This is a genomic window from Halalkalibacter suaedae, from assembly GCF_017939705.1.
GTDB lineage: Bacteria > Bacillota > Bacilli > Bacillales > Bacillaceae_D > Halalkalibacter > Halalkalibacter suaedae.
The window spans coordinates 66006-88316 of record NZ_JAGKSQ010000009.1 but is presented as its reverse complement, the minus strand read 5'-3'; the positions used below and the strand labels follow the sequence as shown (position 1 = coordinate 88316).

At 37.7% G+C, this 22311-nt stretch carries 17 protein-coding genes and 1 pseudogene; 4 read left to right on the top strand and 14 right to left on the bottom strand.

Annotated features, from left to right (window positions below; translation table 11 throughout):
* Nucleotides 1-8: 8 nt before the first annotated feature.
* The 7 genes from J7W16_RS18155 to xylB form a co-directional block, all read right to left on the bottom strand.
* On the bottom strand, nucleotides 9-836 hold the full coding sequence (locus J7W16_RS18155; RefSeq protein WP_210598906.1) for a carbohydrate ABC transporter permease: 828 nt from the start codon (nucleotides 834-836) through the stop codon (nucleotides 9-11).
* Complete coding sequence (locus tag J7W16_RS18150; protein ID WP_210598930.1) at nucleotides 829-1737, bottom strand: carbohydrate ABC transporter permease; 909 nt, start codon at nucleotides 1735-1737, stop codon at nucleotides 829-831. Before J7W16_RS18150 ends, J7W16_RS18155 begins: the two co-directional genes overlap by 8 nt.
* Before the next feature lie 217 nt (nucleotides 1738-1954).
* Complete coding sequence (locus tag J7W16_RS18145; RefSeq protein WP_210598905.1) at nucleotides 1955-3271, bottom strand: ABC transporter substrate-binding protein; 1317 nt, start codon at nucleotides 3269-3271, stop codon at nucleotides 1955-1957.
* A gap of 375 nt (nucleotides 3272-3646) precedes the next feature.
* Nucleotides 3647-5404, bottom strand: a complete 1758-nt coding sequence (locus J7W16_RS18140; protein ID WP_210598904.1) for a sensor histidine kinase — start codon at nucleotides 5402-5404, stop codon at nucleotides 3647-3649.
* Between the two features lie 9 nt (nucleotides 5405-5413).
* Nucleotides 5414-6949 (bottom strand): response regulator transcription factor, encoded by a 1536-nt coding sequence (locus J7W16_RS18135; protein WP_210598903.1) that lies wholly within the window; start codon nucleotides 6947-6949, stop codon nucleotides 5414-5416.
* A 313-nt stretch (nucleotides 6950-7262) separates the two neighbouring features.
* The gene (locus J7W16_RS22650) at nucleotides 7263-9332 is read right to left on the bottom strand and encodes a methyl-accepting chemotaxis protein (RefSeq protein WP_210598902.1); all 2070 of its coding nucleotides are present in this window, start codon (nucleotides 9330-9332) and stop codon (nucleotides 7263-7265) included.
* Nucleotides 9333-9580: 248 nt separating this feature from the next.
* Entirely contained in the window at nucleotides 9581-11080 is a 1500-nt protein-coding gene (gene xylB, locus J7W16_RS18125; RefSeq protein WP_210598901.1) for a xylulokinase, read from the bottom strand.
* Nucleotides 11081-11269: 189 nt separating this feature from the next.
* Between xylB and J7W16_RS18120 the strand changes: the two genes are divergently transcribed.
* On the top strand, nucleotides 11270-11890 hold the full coding sequence (locus tag J7W16_RS18120; protein WP_210598900.1) for a YesL family protein: 621 nt from the start codon (nucleotides 11270-11272) through the stop codon (nucleotides 11888-11890).
* Between the two features lie 27 nt (nucleotides 11891-11917).
* On the opposite strand, the gene J7W16_RS18115 is transcribed toward J7W16_RS18120, so the two are convergent.
* The 3 genes from J7W16_RS18115 to J7W16_RS18105 all read right to left on the bottom strand — a co-directional run bounded on the left by J7W16_RS18115 (nucleotide 11918) and on the right by J7W16_RS18105 (nucleotide 15067).
* On the bottom strand, nucleotides 11918-12739 hold the full coding sequence (locus tag J7W16_RS18115) for a carbohydrate ABC transporter permease (protein ID WP_210598899.1): 822 nt from the start codon (nucleotides 12737-12739) through the stop codon (nucleotides 11918-11920).
* Nucleotides 12740-12753: 14 nt separating this feature from the next.
* Nucleotides 12754-13632, bottom strand: coding sequence for a carbohydrate ABC transporter permease (locus J7W16_RS18110; RefSeq protein WP_210598898.1), 879 nt, complete (start codon nucleotides 13630-13632; stop codon nucleotides 12754-12756).
* A gap of 109 nt (nucleotides 13633-13741) precedes the next feature.
* The gene (locus J7W16_RS18105) at nucleotides 13742-15067 is read right to left on the bottom strand and encodes an extracellular solute-binding protein (protein ID WP_210598897.1); all 1326 of its coding nucleotides are present in this window, start codon (nucleotides 15065-15067) and stop codon (nucleotides 13742-13744) included.
* 256 nt (nucleotides 15068-15323) lie between these two features.
* Here J7W16_RS18105 and J7W16_RS18100 point away from each other — a divergent pair, with 256 nt between their 5' ends.
* Together J7W16_RS18100 and J7W16_RS18095 are read left to right on the top strand one after the other, a co-directional pair.
* A complete protein-coding gene (locus tag J7W16_RS18100) occupies nucleotides 15324-16511 on the top strand; it encodes an ROK family transcriptional regulator (protein ID WP_210598896.1) in 1188 nt (395 codons plus the stop codon).
* A gap of 81 nt (nucleotides 16512-16592) precedes the next feature.
* Nucleotides 16593-18200 carry a glycoside hydrolase family 43 protein gene (locus tag J7W16_RS18095; RefSeq protein WP_210598895.1) on the top strand — a complete coding sequence of 536 codons (1608 nt, stop codon included), beginning with the start codon at nucleotides 16593-16595 and terminating at the stop codon, nucleotides 18198-18200.
* Between the two features lie 693 nt (nucleotides 18201-18893).
* Here J7W16_RS18095 and xylA read toward each other — a convergent pair.
* From xylA to J7W16_RS18075, 4 genes and pseudogenes are all read right to left on the bottom strand, one after another.
* Nucleotides 18894-20219 carry a xylose isomerase gene (gene xylA, locus J7W16_RS18090; RefSeq protein ID WP_210598894.1) on the bottom strand — a complete coding sequence of 442 codons (1326 nt, stop codon included), beginning with the start codon at nucleotides 20217-20219 and terminating at the stop codon, nucleotides 18894-18896.
* Between the two features lie 192 nt (nucleotides 20220-20411).
* Nucleotides 20412-20546, bottom strand: a pseudogene (locus J7W16_RS18085) (hypothetical protein); the annotation flags it as partial.
* A 63-nt stretch (nucleotides 20547-20609) separates the two neighbouring features.
* Nucleotides 20610-20759, bottom strand: coding sequence for a hypothetical protein (locus J7W16_RS18080; RefSeq protein WP_210598892.1), 150 nt, complete (start codon nucleotides 20757-20759; stop codon nucleotides 20610-20612).
* Between the two features lie 63 nt (nucleotides 20760-20822).
* Nucleotides 20823-20981 carry a hypothetical protein gene (locus J7W16_RS18075; RefSeq protein WP_210598891.1) on the bottom strand — a complete coding sequence of 53 codons (159 nt, stop codon included), beginning with the start codon at nucleotides 20979-20981 and terminating at the stop codon, nucleotides 20823-20825.
* A gap of 286 nt (nucleotides 20982-21267) precedes the next feature.
* On the opposite strand from J7W16_RS18075, the gene J7W16_RS18070 reads away from it, so the two are divergent.
* The gene (locus J7W16_RS18070; RefSeq protein ID WP_210598890.1) at nucleotides 21268-22311 is read left to right on the top strand and encodes an ATP-grasp domain-containing protein; all 1044 of its coding nucleotides are present in this window, start codon (nucleotides 21268-21270) and stop codon (nucleotides 22309-22311) included.

The window sequence follows — 22311 nt, the reverse complement described above, 5'->3', positions numbered from 1 at the left end:
AAAATCATCTAGCCCTTCACTGAACCCATCATTCCTGCAACAAAATGCTTCTGCATCAAAAAGAAAACAAGAGCTGTTGGTAATGTCGCAATAACGATTGCTGTCATAATCATACCGAAATCCGGAGTATAACTTGAGCCTAAGTTGGAAATCAGTAATGGAATTGTTTGATTCTCTGGTGACTGTAATACAACAAGGGGCCATAAATAATTGTTCCAGCTTGCCATGAACGTAATAATCGCCGCAGCTGAATACGTCGTTTTCATTGTTGGAACATAAATACGGAAGAAAACCCCTAACTCTGATAGTCCATCAATTCTCCCAGCTTCTATTAATTCTTTAGGGAACATCTTCGTCGACTGTCTAAAGAAGAAAATGAGAAACGCTGTTGTTAAGGTCGGTAAAATCACAGCTGGTATCGTATCAATTCCGATAAATGGTATGCGCTGTGAGAGCGTACCGAACATCCGGAACAAGGGTACCATTAATGCAGCAAATGGAATCATCATCGACAATAATAGAATATTAAATACGATGTCCTTCGCTTTACTTTGATAGATTTGAAAGCCATACCCCGCAAGTGAAGCAATTAATAAAGACAAAATCGTTGTTGAAATAGAGATTTGAGCAGAGTTGACTAAGGCAGGAATGAGATTCACTGTCTCTAGTAGGTTTTCAAGGTTCTGCCCTAAGTGTGTACCTGGCAGCAATCTTCCTTGTGTTACATCTACCGATTTATTTGTAGCACTTATAATCATCCACAAAAATGGAAAGATCGATACGATTGAGATCGTTGACAGTATTAAATATATGAGTAATCGCTTCACTCTACGCATTTTTATCACCCGCTACTCTGAACTGTAATATTGAGAAAAATACGATCAAAACCACGATGGCATAAGACACAGTCGATGCATAACCGAAATCTGGCGTATATTTAAACGACAGATTGTAAATATACTGAGAAATGGTTAATGTCGAATTCCCCGGTCCCCCACCTGTAATATTCATGACCTCGTCAAACAATTGAAGAGTTCCAATCGTTGAAGTAATTGACGTAAACAAAATAATTGGCTTTAACATCGGAATCGTTATTTTAAAGAACTGTTGTACAACGGAAGCTCCATCTATCTTCGCCGCTTCGTAAATTGAATTATCAATGTTCTGCAGGGAGGAAAGATAGAAAATCATGTTATAACCAGTCCACCTCCATGTAATTGCAATAATAATGGTTACCTTGGCCCAAAACGGATCTGTTAGCCACTGAATCGGCTGTGAAACAAGCGACATATTCATCAGCATCACATTAATTAAGCCATCGGTACCAAACAAATACTTGAAAATGACCGAGTAAGCGACAAGAGAGGTAACACAGGGTAGGAAGATTGCTGTACGAAACCACCCCTTGGCCATCAGCTTCTTATCATTTAATAGCACCGATATTAATAGAGCTAAGAAAATCATCACCGGCACTTGTACTAATAAATAAATGACTGTGTTCTTAACCGCTGTGATGAAGGTCGGATCACTAAATAACCGAATATAGTTATCAAAACCAATATATGAAAGATTTCTTCCTGTCCCTGTTTGAAATGATAAAAGCAAGGCCGATGCCATTGGATAAAAATAAAATACTGAGATTAGTACAACAGAGATTAGGACGAAGGACCATCCAATTAGACCATTTTTAAAGCGGAGACTGCTTCCTCGCCTTTTAGGTCGCTTATTTGTAGTCATAGACTTTTGCGGGACTGTCTTTACTGTTTCCACGTGAACCTCACTCCCTTACGGTCATCTCTTTAAAACGATAATCAATCAGTAACACTAGTTGTTAGGTAATTCATAAGATCTATAGAAAAAGCTTGGAAACTTCACCTGTAACCGGTCCCTCAATGGGAATGGCGAAGTCGGCGAGTTTCCAAAGCTTCTCATTTCAAAACGGCTAACCCCGTCTTTATTTGATTTGTGCCTCTGCTTGAGTTTGTGCATCGGCCAACGCCTGCTCAACCTCTTTACCATTCAAATAGTTTTGCATTTCAACAACTAGAATGTCTTCAATGGCATATGTGTGCATTCCAAAATTAACCTGTGGAATTTCTTCTGACCAGTTTGAAAAGTCAGAGTAGATTGCTTGACCGCCAAAGAACTCATCCTCTACTTGATACGCATCACTTTCTGAAACAGGAAGATACGTACCCATCGCACCAATCTCAGCAAATAAATCTTGATATAATTCAGTATTCGATCCAAATGTCTTTGCTAAGAAGTCTGTTGCATCTTCTTTTCCATCGATATTAAGAACATACCAAGAGCTTCCACCTAAGTTCGTTGCATTCACAGATTCAGGGAAACCAGGCAAACTTGGAAATGGAACGACAGCCCATTTACCTGATTGCGATTCTTCTGATTTAATCGATGGTGTAATCCAGTTTCCAGTTGGAGCAGAAGCAACATCTCCACTATTAAAGCTGGCTAAAAATTGGCTCCAGTCTGAAATTGGTTTTGCTAAGTCTTCTGTAATTAATGTTTTAAACACTTCAAATCCTACTTTAATTGCTTCGTTTTCAGCAAGATGAGGTGTTGATCCATCCTCTTCTACATACCAGAATCCAGCCGTCTGAATCATCATTCTTAACAAACCAAGGTCATTCGGATCAATTGAAAGCATATGCTTTCCAGTTGCTTCCTTTACATCTCTCGCAATATCGATAAACTGATTCCAATCGAGATCCTGTAAATCCTCTACCGAGTAACCAGCCTCACTTAAATAGTCCGTTCTGACATATAACCCGCCAACACCTGTATCAAATGGCAAGCCATAATTTTCTCCATCAAGACTAGTTGGTGTAATCTTGTATTGTGCAAAATCATCTGTATTATAAGCACCTGTTATCGGGTGAAATGATCCAGGATATGCTTGCAAGAAGCTTTGTGCACGATAATCCTCAATTAGAACAATATGTGGCAAACCACTTGTTGAACCCGAGCTTAAGCTCGTATTAAGCTTTTGAATAATATCATCCTGAGCATATTCTATAATGTTAATTTCTAGATCAGGATTCTCCGCGGCATAGGTTTCTTTGGCTAAGTCCATCGCTTTAATGTTAAAGTTAGGATCCCAAGCCCATACTGTTACTCCCTCTGCACTTCCCCCAGAGCCCTCATCCGTTCCCCCACCATTTGCCTCACTTGAACTCCCAGAGTCACCTCCAGAACATGCAGCAAGTAGCATCAGGCTTACTAAAAACAATGTGATAATAAATTTTCTCATCATAATCCCCCTATGTTTTAGTAATTTTCTATTTTGTAAGCGTTTTCTTACTTACAAGCTCATGTTACCATCTGCATGTTTTTGAGAGTTAGGATTATCTTTTCATTCTTTTGTGTTATTTTTATACGTTTCTTTCTCTTGAAAAAACAAATTGGTATTATTTTTAGGTTTTTGTCATTTTAATTCTTTTATAGAGGCTGGGACAAAAGTGATTTAACTAATAGAAGATCCGAACAACGAGTTTGCGGTCATAAACCGCTCTGAAATATACTTCGCTACGTGATTTCTTTGTTCGGTATTTCAGTTAGTTATTTTAGTTATGTCCTAAACTCGAGTAGCCAACAAAGCCATTGCAAGTCTTATAGCGTACCTTTTTTACACACGCTCTTTTATTAAAGGTAATGTCATTCGGACCTTTGTTCCTTGACCTTCATTACTTTCAATTTCCAATCCATACCTTTCTCCGTATAGCAATTGAATACGATCATGAACATTTCTGATGCCAATGCCTGAAAAATGCTGTGATTTTCTTTTGGTTTGTGGAAGTGTTTGCTCGTTCGTTCGCGGAATTCCATCGCCATTATCAACTACTTCACAAATTAACGTATCACTTTCGCTCCACACCATAATATGAATAGATCCGCTCGCTTTTTTATTAAAGCCATGGAAAAATGCATTTTCTACAAATGGTTGAAGAATGAGCTTTGGAACATGATATGAAACACAGTCTGGAGCAACAAAGTAATTTACTTTGATCCGATCGCCATATCTTTTTTGATTAATTAATACGTAGTTCGCTACATTGTCTAATTCCTGTTCAACCGTTACAATCTCATCCACATTTCCAATCGTATTTTGTAGTAAGGAAATGAGGGAATGAATGGTTTCGACTGCGTCATCCTTACTTCCTTGTTGAACCATGAATGTAATAGAAGTGAGTGTATTATACAAAAAGTGAGGATTAATCTGTTGCTGCAATGCAGCTAATTCCGCATTTCTTTGTTTCTTCTGGGAGGACATTACCTGTTCTACATACTCATGTAATTCATCAAGCATGGCATTAAATGCAATACCAATTTGACGTGTTTCATATGCACCATTTACCGAAACATATTGATGGAAATTATGTTTCGATGCATTACCAATTTGTTTCACTAAAGAAGAAAGGGAATTAGTTAGCTTCCTTGAGATAAAAAACACAATAACCATTGCTAAAAGCACAGTCCCAATACTAAAGATCGCGATGCTTTTTTTATCAATGACAGCAGCACTTACCACATCCCGATTAATTGTATTAACTAAATACATATCAAAATAGGGTAGGTATTCTGTTAACACAATCTGCTCCTCACCCATAGCCTCCATATTTATATACGGTTTAGACGAATTCTCTATCGTTGAAGCCGCCTCGAGTAACTCCTTATTTGTCTGACCGATACGTTCAACGACGTTACTTGAAACGACTTGACCATATTGATCAAGTAGATAGACATCGTTTCCTGGACTTGTAAAGTTGAGATAGAACCTCCGAAAGTCAATTTCGTTCATTGCAAAGTGAACCGTCCCATAAATCGTCCCTGATATTCGTTCCATTAAGGCTTTCGATGCAACGATAATTTGTTCATCCTCCGTGTGATAGGTTTGATAATGAAGCCACCTTGGCTCTGCTAATGTATCTTCTATGATTGGATGTTCTAACCACTCCTCATCAGTGAAAGGCCAGTAGGATCGGTCGCTAGAATAGGTAACAGCGTTAACACCCGTCATCATAATTCCCATATCATATCTTTCAAAATTTGATTTCACTAAATCCATTTGCGTACTCATATGGTAGTATGCATTCATCAAATCAAAGTTCGTATGCTGACGAGATAGCATCGTCCTCATTGTCCCACTTTGCTGTAAATGATTTGCAGACCGAATAATCGAATAGTTATAAGATTCAAAGTTACCTATAATTTGATCAAGTACCTTTTCATTTGTAATGCTAAAGGTATCAATAAATAATTGTTCTGATAGTCTTAGAGTAGTCATAGTTATCGTCACCGAAACTGAAATAATAATGACAAAAGTAAGTAAAAAGAGCTTAATAAACAAACCGTTATATTTTAAACTATCTATTATTAACTTCATAATGCATTCCTACTTCAACTGTTTTCTGCGATACTGACTCGGCGAGTAACCGGTCATTTTTTTAAATACCTTACAGAAGTAGCTATGATCTGCATAGCCTACCTGTGCACTTATTTCTGATATTGATGCAGAACTTATTCTTAGCTTTTGGGTCGCTGCCTCAATTCTAAGTTTATTAACATACTCATTGAAGCCCTCTTTATTATGACTAGTGAAATAGCTTGATAGATAGGAAGGATTGAAGTGAAAATGCTTAGCAACACTCGTTAATGTAATTGGTTCCATATAATGCTCAGAAATATAATCTAATAGCTCTTTCATATTACGATCCGGATTATTAAGCTGCTGCCCCTCAACACAATTCAGTGCCTTATCTAAAAATAAATCAAGCAGTCTAAGCACTTCCCTTGCATGACTCGCTTCTTCTATTAGTGCCATATGCGAATACTTATCAATCTCTAATTGCTTCACATCGTAGCCGATATTCCTTAAAAGGATTGTAATAGTAAAGATAATATTGTTAAAACTCGACTTGAATTCCTGAACATCGACTGTGAAGCATGTCGATAAATGTTTTCCATGTTCACGTACATACTGAAACGCTGAAGCAAACCGTTCTCTTTTGAGCTCCTCTGTTAGTAACTCTAAATTAAAATGAACGGATGGCTTTGAAGCAGGTAATATTTCTGTTTGTAATACTAGCTTTTTTTCTGGGAAATAAAAATGATAGTCCATGAGCTGCAATAAACTTTCTTTGTAAACCTTGCCTACCTCTGTAATTTGATCAAACATTTCTGTTACTAAAAAGCGATATTCCGGTTGCTTATCAGAATCCCCCTCTAAACTAGCAACAATTCTAGAATAGTTGGCCTTATCTATATTCAATAAAAAAACATCGGTTTTCTTTTCTGATCTAATAGGATAATAAATATGATTCAATTTCTCTGAAAAAATTGATTGAGCTAAATCCTTAACACCCTTCTCCTTGCTACTTTTCTGACATATGGTGATTCCAACTAACAAATAGGCTTCCCGAGGAAAATGCATTTTAATCGCCTCGATATGTTCATCAATCTCGAATCCTGCAATTAGCTTATCTAATAGTTGATCAACAGATAACGCTACCCCTGCACTTTTTTTTGACAATTGAAGGTGAGGAATCCTTTTCGCCGCCATTCGTAAGACCGCTAGTAAATTTTCAGCATTTAGCTTTGGTTTGAGAATATAGTCAACGACTCCATTCTGAAAGCTCGATCGTACGTATTCAAATTCTCCAAAACTACTAAGCACAACAATCTCAATATGTGGATATTTCCCCTTAACTATTTTCGTTAGTTCTTCGCCGTCCATAATTGGCATCACAATATCAGTAATCAAAATATGCGGCTGAATCTCCTCAATAATTTCAAGTGCCTCCTGACCATTGGCAGCCTCACCGACAATCAGAAAGCCTTCCTCTTCCCAGTTAAAGTAATGTTTAATTCCCTGTCTAATTAATGTCTCATCATCTACTATCATCACTCTACAAGGCTCTCCAATAGTCATGGCTTCCTCCCTTTTAACAGCAATCTATCATTTTGATAACGCCTTCATAATTAATGACTTAAAAGGTTCTTCTTCGATAGCTAAGAAAGTAATTTTCTAATTTATTCTAACATAGTTCGAATGATAATAAATCCACCCATTGCTGCGTCCTTGAATCTGATAAAAGCAACGTTTCAGTCGACTCTTCGTCTTAGATTCATATGAGCAGAGAGTGAAAAAAATACTTTCTCTAATTTCCCACTATAAGATCTATTTCTATTAACTAAAAAACCGCCTTACCCTAAAGGTAAGACGGCTTTAAGCTATCTTTCAACTAAATTTTAAACTTAGAGATACTTTCTTGCATTTTCTCCGCTAGCTTTGCTAATTCCTCGCTTGATGTTGCAAGCTCATTCATCGAAGCAGTTTGTTCTTCAACTGATGCAGAGGCTTCTTCAGTGCTTGCCGCATTTTCCTCGGCAATTGCAGAAAGATTATCTATTAAAGAAATTAATTCATCTTTTTTCACTTGCATGTCTTGACCAGAATCTGTAATACGTGACATCGCCTCTGTCATTGTTTGAATAGCTTCGGCAATTCCAACAAACTTTGTATTTGTAGACTCAAGACTCTTCACTTGCGATGTTGTATTTTCATCAACAAGGTCCATTGTGCTTACTGCATTTTCCGTTTTCATCGTTAATTCCTGTATGATCTTCACAATGTCTTCAGTAAACTCATTTGATTGCTCTGCAAGCTTACGAACCTCATCCGCAACAACAGCAAACCCTTTTCCAGCTTCTCCAGCTCTTGCTGCCTCAATCGCCGCATTTAATGCTAGGAGATTTGTCTGCTCAGAAATACTTTTGATCATCTGACTTGCTGATGCAATCTTCTCTGCACTAGCATTCGTTGTCAGTATAATTTCCTTAATTTCTTTGATTGATTTTGTGTTTGTACTTGTTTTTTCAATTAATTCTTTTAAACTATCTAATCCTTCATCCTTTAATACACTTACATTATCTGTTGATTCAACAAGACTCGCCACATACTTCTGATCCTGCTCAATTAAATTGCCTAGCTCAAGAATTTGTGCAGCTCCTTTTTCGGTATCCTTTGCTTGTCCTGTTGCACCTGAAGCAATCTCATCGATCGTGTTAGCTACTTCTTCGGCTGCACTAACTGCCTGTTGACTAGTCGCTGTTAACTGCTCCGATGATGCAGAAACTTGGCCTGCAATATCCCCAGTCGAATTGATAAGTTGACCAAAGCTCTCACGCATTTGTTCTAATGCATGTGTAATTTGTCCGACCTCATCTTTTCGTTTTGTATACTTTTGTAATTTAGCATCCTCAGTCTTGGTTAAGTCATAATTTGATAATTTATTTATCTCTTTTGATACAGCTACTAAAGGTTTACTGATTGAGTTACTCACGAAATACGTAATCACAATCCCGAGTAATAAGAAGAAGACCGTAACAATCATTAACCCCATTCGTAATTGATTTAATGATGAAAAGATCTCATCCTCGTCTATTTCAATTCCCATTACCCAATCTGTTCCAGGGATAGGTGCATAACCAACTAATATGTCAACACCAGCAAACGTGTGTGTTCCGTATCCCGTTTCACCTTTGCTAATATGATCTTCAAATAATTTGGCCAATTCCTCTACCGAAGTATCCTCTGCTGGCTGTTCACCCTCGGCTTCAGGAAGTTCTTCTAGTTCTTCAACTTCTTCAGGGTTCGCTAATTCTAGTAAATTCAACTGCATGTCGACTAGAACTGCTTCAGGGTGTGCCTGATATGTTCCAGCACGATTAGTAATGAATACTCTCGTTGATTCATTATCACCATACACGATATTTCCAGTTACCTCATTCAACATATTTGCAGGTCTAGTTCCCATTAATACTCCAACAACTTCATTTCCCTCAGTAATCGGTGCTGAATAGACTAAATATGGTTTTTCCTCAATGATTACGACATCAGAAACCACCGATTCCCCTGCTAATGTTTGTTGGTATTGCGGAAATTCAGCCATATTGAATGTAGCTCCATCTGCATTCATTGTTTGAGCATCCCCTGCTACATTACCGACCGTATACGAATCGTACCCAAATCTTTCAGCTTCTCTTTCAAAGAAGGCAACCTTTTCTTCAAACGGAACCGATTCATCCATAAGTACTGGATTAGTCGCTAATGCCTCCATATAAGCCTTCTGCTGAAGCAAATATGCCTCAATAAGTTTAGAGCCTTCAACCGCTGCACTCTGAATTCCTTTATTGGCTTCATGACGTAATGTTTCAGTGCTAGAATATAAAGACAAGCCCCCGACACCAATAACCGTTAATAATATAAGTCCTGTAAATAAAACGAGCATCCTTGTCTTAATTGATTTCATTCTTTTCTTTCCTCTCTTATTTAAGTAAAGTATTTTCAAATCTATTACCTATCTATCCCTGAAAATGCTTACTTTAATAATATCAAAAACACCGCGAGAAAAGTATTATTTTGTCGAAATTTGTCTAGTTGAATATTTTGGTAATCAACCGAAATTTATTAAGTTCTATGTCACTATTACAAAAAAAGCTTGTCGACGATCTCGTTATTGAGACCTTGTCGACAAGCTAAAAAGCTAATATTATAAGTTTATTTTCTGAATTTGACCAGATCTTGATTTAGTTCTTTGGTTTGCTTATACACATTTTGATAGAGCTGGAAAAGCTCCTTATATGTCTGGACATGTTCTGCGTTAGGAAGATATTCCTTCTCTACCTTTAAGAACGCATCGGCACAATCTGTCAGCGTTTCAAACCAACCACATCCAAATGCTGCAAGCATAGCTGCACCCATTCCTGGCCCTTGTTCACTTGAAAGCTTGACGATTTTCGCATTGAACACATCTGCTTGAATCTGCAGCCATGTTTCATTTTTCGCTCCACCGCCAATAGAAACAACCGTATCAATTGTCTTTCCATGATCGCGGAAAATTTCAACTGATTCATTTAACGAAAATGTAATGCCTTCAATTACCGCACGAACAAAATCCTTACGTTCATGCGAACTATCCATTCCGATGAAACTACCTCTAATCGTTGAATCAACATGAGGCGTTCGCTCTCCAACTAGGTAAGGTGTAAATAGAAGTCCATTGGCACCAGGATTGACTGAATCGATACCTGCTAGTAGGTCATAAAAGTCTTCCTCTTTAGCAAATACATTCTTAAACCAGCTTAAACTGTGACCTGCAGAAAGTGTCACACCCATCGTATAATATGCATCCGGTGCACCGTGGTTAAAATAATGAACGGTACCTTTAAAGTCCTTATCCTCACTTGCTTCATAGGATAAGATAACACCAGATGTTCCGATGCTAGCTAATGTCTTACCCTCTTCAAGGATTCCAGCCCCAATCGCTCCACACGCATTATCAGCTCCACCTGCAAACACAAGCGTATCAGCGGACAAACCAGTTCGTTCTGCTAGTTCTGAAAGAAGTGTTCCCACTCTTTCATGAGATCCTACTAATGGCGGGCAAAACTCAGCTCCTAAATCAAATAGATCACAGATTTCTTTACTCCATTTTTGCTCGGCAACATTTAAGAGCAAAGTTCCTGCTGCGTCTGAATAATCCATATGAAGTTTCCCTGTAAGCTTTAAACGAACATAGTCCTTAGGTAATACAAAGGTTTTAGCTTTCGAAAAAGTATCCGGTTCGTGCTTTTTCACCCATAAAATTTTGGGTAAAGTAAACCCCTCTAGTGCCGGGTTCTTCGTTAACTCAAGTAAGCGTGCTTCACCAACACGATTATAGATATCTTCACATTCAGCAGTTGTGCGGGTATCATTCCATAAGATTGCATTACGCAAAGGTTCATTATTATCATCTAATAACACAAGCCCATGCATTTGCCCGGAAAAACTAATTCCCTCAATCTGATGATTGTCGCCGTTGAAATCCTTTAACAAATCTGTCAGACCTGCAATTGTTTGGTCGACCCAGTCATCTGGCTTCTGTTCACTATAACCCGATTTTTCTTGAATTAAGGCATACTCTTTTGATACTTCCTTTGTCACTTCACCATTCTGATTAACAAGCAAAATTTTAACTGCACTTGTTCCCAAGTCTACCCCGATTACATATTTCATCCCTTATCTCCTCCAGCCTCAGCTTTTATAAGTACTGCCTGAATATTTAAATAGCCATTAAGTGAGAGAGTAACCAACCTGTTTCAACTAGTTAGTTCATCTGATGGACAAACTAATTGGAAATATATTATGATAATTTAGTTAGAACCCTTTATACTAAATATATGTGTTTACTAAGGAGGTACATTAATGAGTCGTGCGTTATACAGCATTTTAGAATGGATTACACGGTTTGCCTACATAAATATACTATGGGTCTTTTTTAGTTTAGTCGGTGGAATTCTGTTAGGACTTTTCCCGGCCACAATCGCAATGTTTTCTTTGATTCGACAATGGCTAAAAGGAAACTCTGATTTACCCGTTTTTAAATCCTTCTGGCAATACTATAAAAGTGAGTTTTTTAAAAGCAACCGTCTTGGTGTAATCGTTTATATGGTTTCCCTTATATTCATTTTCAACATTTTCTTTCTCCAAGCAAACATCGGTGAGCTTCTTACTTGGACGTACGCACCGTTACTTGCAGGGTTCCTTTTATTTATCATATTGCTTTTTTACATTTTTCCAACGTATGTTCACTTCGATCTGAAAGTAAGTCAGATTTTCAAAAATGCCTTCTTAATGATGTTAGTGAGTCCCATGCATACATTTTTGATTTTTATTAGTTTAGGAGCATTTTATTTTATCGTCTCTGCCATACCTGCTTTGGGGCTGGCATTTGGGGCAAGCTTCTATTGCTTTATCACAATGTGGTTTGCACTTGATGCCTTTAACAAAATCGATAAAAAGAAAGCCCCTGATACGACCACCTGATCCCTTTTAAGGGCGAGGTGGTTTTTTTTATCCTTTAACCGCACTAGAAGAAATACCTTCAACAATTTTGTTACTAAAGAATAAGAAGGCAATTAGGATTGGAAGAACACTAATAATTAAAGTAGCACCAATTGCTCCCCAGTCAGTCATATATTGACCAACAAAGTTCTGAATCCCGACTGTTAACGTTTTATACTTATCAGAGCTAATAAACGTATTAACAAAGACAAACTCATTCCAGTTGTAGATCATGTTAATAATCGCTGTAGTCGATAAAATCGGTGTTGAGATCGGTATAATAATTCTGAAAAACAATCGATGTAATGAAGCTCCATCAATAATGGCTGCTTCTTCGATTTCCTTTGGAAGAGTTGTATAGAATCCAAGTAAGATCATCATTGTAATCGGCAAGTTATATGCCGTATACGTTAATACAATCGACCAAGGGTTATTTATTAAGTTTAGGTTCAAAAACATACTGAAAAGCGGAATAAGTGAAGAGTGAATTGGAATCATTAACCCAACCATGAAGAGTCCCAATACTAGCTTACTTAATTTCCAATGCATTCTTGTAATAACAAAGACAGCCATACTTCCTACTAGTAATGTTATTGCAATCGATACACCTGTAATCCACACACTGTTAAAGAAATATAGACCAATTCCACCTTCCCATACAGCTAAATAGTTTTCCCATTTAATTGCTTCTGGAAGTGCAAAAGGAGAACCTGCAAAAATTTCACGATTGTCTTTTAATGAGAATAGAAACAGCCAGACAATGGGAAAGATTTGAAAAACAGCAACAATACCTAAAGCTAAATAAAGAAAAAAGTAACCTATACGCCCCATCAAAATTACCTCCCTTAATATTGAATCTCTTCTTTATCGGCTGTGACCTTACGAATAATAACCGTAACAACTAATGTAATAATCAATAGCATGAAACCAACTGCACTACCATAACCGAAGTCATTTGTACCAAATGCAAGTTTGTACATGTATGATGCCATTACTTCACTCGCTCCGTTAGGTCCCCCACCAGTCATTACGAAAATCAAGTCAAAGTATTTTAATGACCCAACAATTGCAAGAACCACCGTTACTTTTACTACATTCATAATTAAAGGTAATTTAATACGATACGCAATTTGAATAGGTGAAGCTCCGTCAATTTTTGCTGCTTCCATAATTGATTCAGGAATACCTTTTAGTGCAGCATAATAGATAAGAATATAAAAACCAGCATATTGCCATAAAATCGGAATGAAAATAGACATTAATACAATGTTAGGATCTGCTAACCATAACGGCGGTTCTGTTACTCCAAACCAGCCTAGCATTGTGTTCAACATCCCATTTGACGGGTTATAAATTTTAATCCAAAGCTGAGCAATTGCCACTGATGATAACAGCATCGGAATTAAGTATATCTTTCTTAAAATGTCAGAGCCTTTAATTTTTGAAGCCAATATCATCGAAACAGCTAAATAAACAATTAAGCTTAGCGTCGAAAAAACGGCTAGTAAAAATGAGTGCCCAGCACTAGACCAAAATTTCTCATCTTGGATGACTGTAATATAGTTTTCTAAACCAATGAACTGCATTGCTCCGATTCCATCCCATTTCATTAACCCGTAATAACCTGTTAACACTAGAGGAATGAATATCAAAACACTTACAAGTAACAATGCAGGGAGAACATATAAAGATATAAACCATTTATTCGACATTACTTTGTTCATACCGCTAACCCCCTATTGAGAATGGAAAAGGACAACCCAGTTAAGGAATCGTCCTTTTCATTAAATACTGGTACTTTCTTCTATTAACATTTACATTATTTCAATCAGTTTATTCTTCCGCTGCAAGAGCCTCTTCATGCTGCTTCGCGAAATCTTCTGGAGAAATTTGTTCACCAAATAGTGATTGAATTAAATCTAAATGCGTTTGAGCTACTCCTGCACTCATTTGAACATCTGCATATAGAGTTAGGTTTGTTGCTTCATTTAAGTCTTGTAATACTTCTACATACATATCAGGAAGATCTAAACTTTCACCATCAACGATAGTTGCTGGAATAACCCCCGCTTCAGATACTGCTCTTGAACCCCATTGTTCAACGAAATAAGCAGCAAATTCCTTAGCTTCTTCTTTCACATCAGAATTCTCAGCTACGAATAATCCAACACCAGGTCCACCAACAAAGCTGTTTGTATCGCCTGATCCATCAACTGTTGGGAACTTGAAGTAGCCAACACTGTCTCTGAATTCTTGTGGAACGCTTTCATTTGTTGTGAAGTTAGGTAGATCCCAAGTTGCAATCATATACATTGCAGCTTGCTCATTCATAAACATGCTCTTTGCTTCTTCATCAGCAAGTCCATTAAATCCGCTTGCAAATGCATCATTTGCTACCATTTCTTGAACTTTAGCAGCTGCCTCAACTAGAGCCGGGTCTTCAAATGAACCTGAACGATTGATAGCGTTTGTTAGAACATCAGAACCACCAATTCGGTCAGCGAAGTACATATACCACATAGAGCCAGTCCAGCTATCTCTATTTCCTAATGCAATTGGAGTTACATCGTTTTCATTTAATGTATTAATCACTTGTTCAAACTCTTCGTATGTTTCTGGAGCTTCCAGTCCATACTCGTCAAAGATTGCTTTATTATAGTAGACATACACTGTGTTTAACTCTAACGGAAGACCGTATGTTTGCCCTTCTTTTTCGTATGCCTCAAGAGTTCCAGCAACAAACTCTTCTCTTAAACCACCTTCTAATACATCATCAAGTGGTGCGAATTTCTGACCTTCAACAAATGGATCAAGATATCCAGCTGCCCAAGTCATCCCTATATCTGGAAGTTGGTCAGACGAAGATAAGACCGTAATTTGATCCTTGTATTGCTCATTACTTAGAACTTGAAGATCTACTGTTACATTTTCGTTTGCTGCTTCGTAATCTGAAACAATTTCACTTACAATTCGGTTATGCTCTGCAGAGCTACCTTCTGGCCATAAGTGCATGAATTCAATTGTTGCTGTATCTCCTGTGCTGTCACCTGTAGTAGTTCCTTCTCCTTCTGTACCTTCGTCAGAACTAGCACACCCTGTAGCAATTACCGCTCCTGCCACTAAAGCCAACAATGATGAAAACGCTTTCCTTTTCTTCATTACACTACCCCCTTAAAATGATTAGACACGTTAGCTGAGTTGTTTTTGCTAACTTAAACATAGATTATCATTAAAAACATCGTTTGTCTAGTGGATAAACTAAGTGTATAATAAATTTATAGTGTTAGTGTTATAATAGTTGTTAAAGGAAGCATACGCTTTCTTTTCAGAAATTCTTTTTTGACTTTATTCTTTTTTAATAGATGTATTTATTGTAATTATTCATAAAAAATTTCAAAAGAGAGCGTGAGTAAATGTGAATATAACACAAACATTCAACCAACATGTAGTGAAGCAAAAGAACAAGTCCCTAATCCTTCATTCAATTAAGGAGCTAAGCCCGATTTCACGTGCTGATCTTGCTAATAAAACCGGACTGAATAAAGGTACGGTATCCTCACTTGTAACCGAACTGCTTGACGAGCATCTTATCCTCGAATCAGGTCCAGGAATTTCTAGTGGCGGACGAAGACCTGTTATGCTGCTATTTAATCAATCAGCCGGATACTCCATCGGTATTGATATCGGGGTAAACTATATTCTTTTTATCCTGACAGACCTACAAGGTGTGATCTGTAACGAAAAACAAGTAAAGGTTAGAAATCTAACCGTTACAGAAGCTACAGAGATCCTATTTGGGGTCATTGATGAATTCATCATGAACATGCCTGAGAGTCCTTATGGTTTGATTGGTATTGGAATTGGAGTACCAGGTACCGTAAGCAGCACTGGAAATATTCTATTAGCTCCTAACTTAAACTGGGAAAATATTGATCTAAAAAATATAGTTGAAGTTATGTATAAAGTTCCTGTTCGAGTGAAGAATGAAGCTAACGCTGGTGCGTATGGCGAAAAAAGATTTGGAGCTGGGCTAGAAGCTAATAATATTGTCTATATTAGTGGAGGGATTGGGATCGGTGTTGGTCTCATTTTGGATGGCAAGCTCTATCAGGGACATAACGGTCTCTCTGGTGAATTAGGTCATATGACGATTAATATGGAAGGTCCTGTTTGCAACTGCGGTAATAAAGGTTGCTGGGAACTCTATGCCTCCGAACAGGCTCTACTAAAAATGGCTGTTACCCAAGGCATCTTCAATGAAAAAATCGATGATGTTTCACTAGAGCAATTAGTTATGCTTGCCGAAAGTGGGCATAAACAAACGATTAACCTCATTCAAGAGCTTAGTGATCATTTAGTCGTTGGGATGAACAATATTATTAACACGTTTAATCCCGAACAGATTATTATTGGTAATCGTCTGGTTGCTCTAAGGAGTTGGCTAGAGGATTCTTTAAATGAAAAGCTAAAAAGGCAGGTATTTAAAGCCCATCAAGACAATTTAAAAATTCAATTTTCCCAATTAAACAAGCGTTCTGCTGCACTAGGTGTTTCTGCGTTTGCAGTTGAAGATTTTCTAGCTATGAATCTAGAAGAAAATTAAAAGGGGGGATGTACTTTCCAAAAGAATTGATTCAGTTGTTTCTAGTAATGAAAAAAAATATAACTTAGAGGTGAGTAGATTATGACAAAAATACAAAATCCAATTCTACCAGGTTTTAATCCCGATCCTAGTATTTGTCGTGCTGGAGATGATTACTATATTGCTGTCTCCACATTTGAGTGGTTTCCTGGCGTGGGAATCTACCATTCAAAGGATTTAAAAAACTGGAGACTTGTATCAAGACCTTTAAATCGTCTTAGCCAACTAAATATGATCGGAAATCCTGATTCTGGCGGTATATGGGCTCCCGCTCTTTCTTATAGTGACGGGCAGTTCTGGCTAATCTACACAGATGTTAAGGTAACAGATGGGCAATGGAAAGATAGCCATAACTATCTTGTAACATGCGAAACGATTGACGGCGAATGGTCAGAGCCTATTCACATGAACAGCTCTGGTTTCGACCCATCTTTATTCCATCATGAAGACGGAAAAAAGTATTTTGTAAATATGGTTTGGGATCACCGAGTTGCCAATCATAATTTCTACGGTATTGTTTTACAAGAATATAGTGTTGAAGAAAAGAAGCTTATTGGTAAAAAAGAAATTATCTTCAAAGGCACAGATATTAAGCTAACTGAGGCACCTCATTTATATAAAATAAACGATTATTACTATCTACTAACAGCTGAAGGTGGAACAAAGTACGATCACCAAGCCACAATTGCTCGTTCAAAAAATTTATGGGGACCTTATGAAGTGCATCCGGAGAACCCACTCATTAGTTCTTTCTCGCACCCGAGAAACCCATTACAAAAAGCTGGCCATGCTTCAATCGTTCAAACTCACACAGATGAATGGTTTCTTGTTCACTTAACTGGTCGTCCTTTACCTAAAGAAGGCCAACCACTTCTAGATCCAAGAGGGTTTTGTCCACTTGGAAGAGAAACTGCTATTCAACGGGTTGAATGGAAAAATGACTGGCCTTATGTAGTAGGTGGAAATCAACCATCACTTGAAATTGAAGGACCTGCCATTGAAGAAGTGAAATGGGAGAGGGATTTTGATGAGAAGGATGATTTTAATTCAACTACATTAAATCTTCACTTTCAAACATTACGTATCCCTCTTGGGGAGAAAACTGTATCTCTAAATGATCGCCCAGGCCATTTACGCTTATATGGTAAGGAATCATTATCATCGAAATTCACACAAGCTTTTGTAGCAAGACGCTGGCAGCATTTCAATTTCACAGCAGAAACCAAAGTAGCCTTTAATCCTGAGACTTTCCAACAAGCAGCAGGCTTGGTGAACTACTATAACACTCAGAACTGGACAGCTCTTCAGGTTAGTTGGCATGAAGAGAAAGGAAGAATACTTGATTTAACTACTTGTGATAATTTCACTTTTGATCAGCCACTACATGGTAATGAAATTATTGTTCCTGAACAAGTAGAGTATGTATACTTACGCGTCGACGTAAACACTGCTACGTATCGCTATTCCTACTCTTTTGACGGTAACAGCTGGACCCTAATCCCGATTGATTTCTATTCATATAAACTATCAGATGATTACATCCAAGGCGGCGGGTTCTTCACTGGAGCGTTCGTTGGTATGCAGTGTCAAGATACATCAGGAGCTAGCCTCCCTGCAGATTTTGATTACTTCTTATATAAGGATAAATAAGAAACAGCTATAATTCCACCAACAAAAGCCTACTATGTGTTCATAGTAGGCTTAGCTGTGTTGCGATATAAGATGCTCGGCTCCGCTACCGGGATGGGGGGCAGCACCCGCCGGAGGGCGTGGAACTAACCGGCTCTGCCGATGGATTTCCACCTGCCCTTCCCATCCTGCAGGAGTCGGCCCTCCCATCCCGTCCGCTTGATTACAGGGTAAATAAAAAAACACTTACCTTTTAACCCCATAAAAGGAGGCGATACTGATTAAAGGCTCTATCAAAAAAATATAAGACTCATTTCAATGGCAATGATGCTAAAAGCCCTTAAATATAAGCTGAAATATATCAATACAGGAAACACTTGATTATGCGGTCTAACAATAGAAGAATCCAAATCAACTATAAATACTTTTAGTTGGTTTTACTGTCCTCTGTTTAAACCAAAAAAGAGGCTGGGACATAGCTAAAGTGTCTAACTGAAAATCCCGAACAAAGCAATTGCATAGCGGATGAAATATACGTAGACTCCTGCGGGATGATAAAGCCAGAGGTGAGACCCCACAGGCGTAGCCGAGGAGGCTCACCGGCTTCCCGCGGAAAGCGTAGTATATTTCAGGAGCGGTTTACGTCCGCCAACTATCGTTATTCGGGTTTTCTATTAGTTAAATCACTTTTGTCCTAACCTCTTTGATTTAAAATTATTTTCCTGCAAATGTTTCTAATAGATATTTATTTACAGTACCTTTTAAGAACTCTTGTCTGCCTGACTTGTTGTTAATTTCAGTAAGTCCTAGAGCATGCTTTTCTAGCTTGTGGAAATCTGCTTTTCCTTGGACAATATCAAGACCGATTCCCTCTGTGTAGCTACTATAACGATCAGCAACGAAGTTATCTAAAACTTTGTCTTCAATCATACGTTGTGCAACTTTTGTACCGATTGCAAATGCATCCATTCCAGCAATATGAGCATGGAACAAATCATCTGTATCAAATGAAGCACGTCTTACCTTCGCATCAAAGTTTAATCCACCTGATCCTAAGCCGCCGTTCTTAATGATTTCATACATCGCTAGAGTTGTTGAGTAAAGGTCTGTCGGAAATTCATCTGTATCCCAACCAAGTAATGTATCACCTTGGTTTGCATCAACAGATCCTAACATGCCATTGATTCGAGCTGTACGTAACTCATGCTCAAAAGTATGACCAGCAAGAGTTGCATGGTTTGCTTCGATATTGAATTTGAACGTATCTTGTAGATCGTATTTTTGTAAGAAAGCTAAACCAGTTGCCACATCAAAATCATATTGGTGCTTAGTTGGCTCTTTTGGCTTTGGTTCAATTAAGAATTGAGCGTCAAAACCGATTTCATTTGCATAGTCCTTTGCCATATGGAAGAAACGAGCAAGGTTATCTAGCTCAAGACCCATATCTGTATTTAGAAGCGTTTCATAACCTTCACGTCCACCCCAGAATACATAGTTTTCTGAGCCCAAACGCTTACCTACTTCTAGACCTTTCTTTACTTTTGCCGCAGCATAAGCAAATACATCGGCATTTGGAGACGTAGCTGCACCATGCAACCAACGAGAATGTGTGAACATATTAGCTGTATTCCAAAGCAATTTAACCTTGCTTGTTTTTAAGTATTCTTCGATCATATCGACGATGACATCGATATTATTTAACGTTTCACTTAAAGAATCTGACTCAGGTGCAACATCGAAATCATGGAAACAGAAGTAAGGTACGCCAAGCTTTTCAAAGAATTCAAATGAAGCTTCTACACGAGCCTTTGCTAAATCCATTCCTGTTAAATGATTATATGGTCGTACTGCAGTTCCAGCTCCAAATGGATCATTACCTTCTCCAGTAAATGTATGCCAGTAAGACACAGCAAAACGAAGAAACTCTTCCATCGACTGTCCATTAATTTGTTCTTCTGGGTTGTAGTATTTATAAGCGAATGGATTTGTAGAGGTAGAACCCTCAAATTTAACTTGATTTATACCTTTAAAATAACTCATGTTCAATCCCCCAATTAATGTTGTTTTTTAGTAACCGTTTTCATAATTGAATTATATCACTCCTTACTTAGTTTGTCTATCGAACGTACTAAGGTTTTTTAGAATAGTTTAACTTTATACGTTAATTCTATAAAAAAAGAGAGTAGAGTTACAACTCTACTCTCTTTTTTATTCTATTTAAGAGTTATTATTGTTTCTTTGACGGCTACTTTCTTTACCGCCTTTTTCTCCAATTTCCTCATAGAAATTCTTGCCATGCTCTCTTGCTGTCTTGTTTCCACCTTTTCTTCCTGCTTCTTCACGAGACATCTTATTATTATCTGCCATTTCTATCAGCTCCTCATTTTTATAATGTGTTTGCTTTTAGATTAGCTATTCTGCTTACTTTAATTAAGAATTACTGTTGTTTCTTTGACGGCTACTCTCTTTACCGCCTTTTTCACCGATCTTCTCGTAGAAATCCTTATTATGCTCTCTTGCTGTCTTGTTTCCGCCTTTTCTTCCTGCTTCTTCACGAGACATCTTGCTATTATCTGCCATTTCTATCAGCTCCTCATTTTTATAATGTGTTTGCTTTTAGATTAGCTATTCTACTTACTTTAATTAAGAATTACTGTTGTTTCTTTGACGGCTACTTTCTTTACCGCCTTTTTCACCGATTTCTTCATAGAAATCTTGACCATGCTCTCTTGCTGTCTTGTTTCCACCTTTTCTTCCTGCTTCTTCACGAGACATTTTACCGTTGTTATTGTTGTTAGCCATAATAACAGCTCCTTTCAATAGTTTGGGTTGTCATCGCCTGACACTTATGCTCTACCACGTGTTCATTTTTATAAAACATCAAAGTTTAATTTTCTTTAAAAATAACTCACCGTCATCCTACTATCTATTTTTTAAATAAAATCGATAATCCCCCCTCCCTTTAGTATCTCAACTCAAACAATTACCTCAGATCCCTTTCAATCATAATGTCATTAGGTTTAATTTTTTTATCTCGGGTATAGGAGTCTCTAGAAAATAAATGAACTAGAACAGGAGATGATGAACGATGAATATTTTAATAACATCAACTGCAAGACGTATAGACTTTGTTAATTTCTTTAAAGATGCCTTCAAGGAAATCGGTATAGATGGGAAAATAATTGTAGCAGACCCTGAACATAACGCCCCATCACTTCAAGCTGGTGATGAGAGTTATGTCATCCCACATCAAACAGATCCTAAGTATATGGATGCAATTTATGAGATTTGTAAAAAACATTCAGTGCAATGCTTAGTACCTTTAAATGATTGGGAGGTTCCAAAGTTATCAGAGCACAAAGAAGAGCTAGAACAACTAGGCGTTTCTGTGTTCACACCAAATGCTGATCTTGTTGATCAGGTGCGCGACAAAGGAAAATATCGTGAGTTGCTAAAACCATTCGATGTCAATGCACCACGTTCTTACATTAGCTTAAACGATGCGGAAGAGGGCTTAAAAAATAACGAGGTATCATTCCCGCTAATTGTAAAACCGAGAAATGGTTCTGCCTCAATGGGTGTTGAAATTGCACATGATATTGAGGAATTAAGGTTTGCCCATCAACACGCAGTACAATTAATCAAGGAATCACCATTAGACGATGCAACATATAAAAAACCAGAAGAAAATATTATTATTCAGGATGTCATTGAAGGAGAGAAATTTAGTCTTGATATCTTCAACGATCTTGATGGAAATTTTCTCACGAGCTTTATCCGAAAGCAATTGGACATGCGTGGTGGTGACGTCGATCGCTGTATTACAGTGAACACGCCTGAATTATTAGATATCGCTCAGAAAATGGGCGAAAATTTAGGACATATTGGATATATGAATGCCGATGTGTATTACGACGGCAGCGATTATTACGTCATCGATATTAATCCTCGCTTTGGTGGCGGCTATGCATTTAGTCATATAGCTGGTGCGAATATTCCTGCTGCGATTATTGCTTTAACAGACGATGGAAAAGTTAAAAACAGCTGGCTGACTCAAAGAGACGGCGTTGAGCTAGCTCGTCATGACGTCGTTGTACAAATAGATGAACTAGAGGAGCAGAATATCTTTTAA

Excerpts from the sequence above, each read along its gene's own strand:
- J7W16_RS18155 (WP_210598906.1), bottom strand. The coding sequence starts at position 836 with ATGCGTAGAGTGAAGCGATTACTCATATATTTAATACTGTCAACGATC.
- J7W16_RS18150 (WP_210598930.1), bottom strand. The coding sequence starts at position 1,737 with ATGACTACAAATAAGCGACCTAAAAGGCGAGGAAGCAGTCTCCGCTTT.
- J7W16_RS18145 (WP_210598905.1), bottom strand. The coding sequence starts at position 3,271 with ATGAGAAAATTTATTATCACATTGTTTTTAGTAAGCCTGATGCTACTT.
- J7W16_RS18140 (WP_210598904.1), bottom strand. The coding sequence starts at position 5,404 with ATGAAGTTAATAATAGATAGTTTAAAATATAACGGTTTGTTTATTAAG.
- J7W16_RS18135 (WP_210598903.1), bottom strand. The coding sequence starts at position 6,949 with ATGACTATTGGAGAGCCTTGTAGAGTGATGATAGTAGATGATGAGACA.
- J7W16_RS22650 (WP_210598902.1), bottom strand. The coding sequence starts at position 9,332 with ATGAAATCAATTAAGACAAGGATGCTCGTTTTATTTACAGGACTTATA.
- xylB (WP_210598901.1), bottom strand. The coding sequence starts at position 11,080 with ATGAAATATGTAATCGGGGTAGACTTGGGAACAAGTGCAGTTAAAATT.
- J7W16_RS18120 (WP_210598900.1), top strand. The coding sequence starts at position 11,270 with ATGAGTCGTGCGTTATACAGCATTTTAGAATGGATTACACGGTTTGCC.
- J7W16_RS18115 (WP_210598899.1), bottom strand. The coding sequence starts at position 12,739 with ATGGGGCGTATAGGTTACTTTTTTCTTTATTTAGCTTTAGGTATTGTT.
- J7W16_RS18110 (WP_210598898.1), bottom strand. The coding sequence starts at position 13,632 with ATGAACAAAGTAATGTCGAATAAATGGTTTATATCTTTATATGTTCTC.
- J7W16_RS18105 (WP_210598897.1), bottom strand. The coding sequence starts at position 15,067 with ATGAAGAAAAGGAAAGCGTTTTCATCATTGTTGGCTTTAGTGGCAGGA.
- J7W16_RS18095 (WP_210598895.1), top strand. The coding sequence starts at position 16,593 with ATGACAAAAATACAAAATCCAATTCTACCAGGTTTTAATCCCGATCCT.
- xylA (WP_210598894.1), bottom strand. The coding sequence starts at position 20,219 with ATGAGTTATTTTAAAGGTATAAATCAAGTTAAATTTGAGGGTTCTACC.
- J7W16_RS18080 (WP_210598892.1), bottom strand. The coding sequence starts at position 20,759 with ATGGCAGATAATAGCAAGATGTCTCGTGAAGAAGCAGGAAGAAAAGGC.
- J7W16_RS18075 (WP_210598891.1), bottom strand. The coding sequence starts at position 20,981 with ATGGCTAACAACAATAACAACGGTAAAATGTCTCGTGAAGAAGCAGGA.
- J7W16_RS18070 (WP_210598890.1), top strand. The coding sequence starts at position 21,268 with ATGAATATTTTAATAACATCAACTGCAAGACGTATAGACTTTGTTAAT.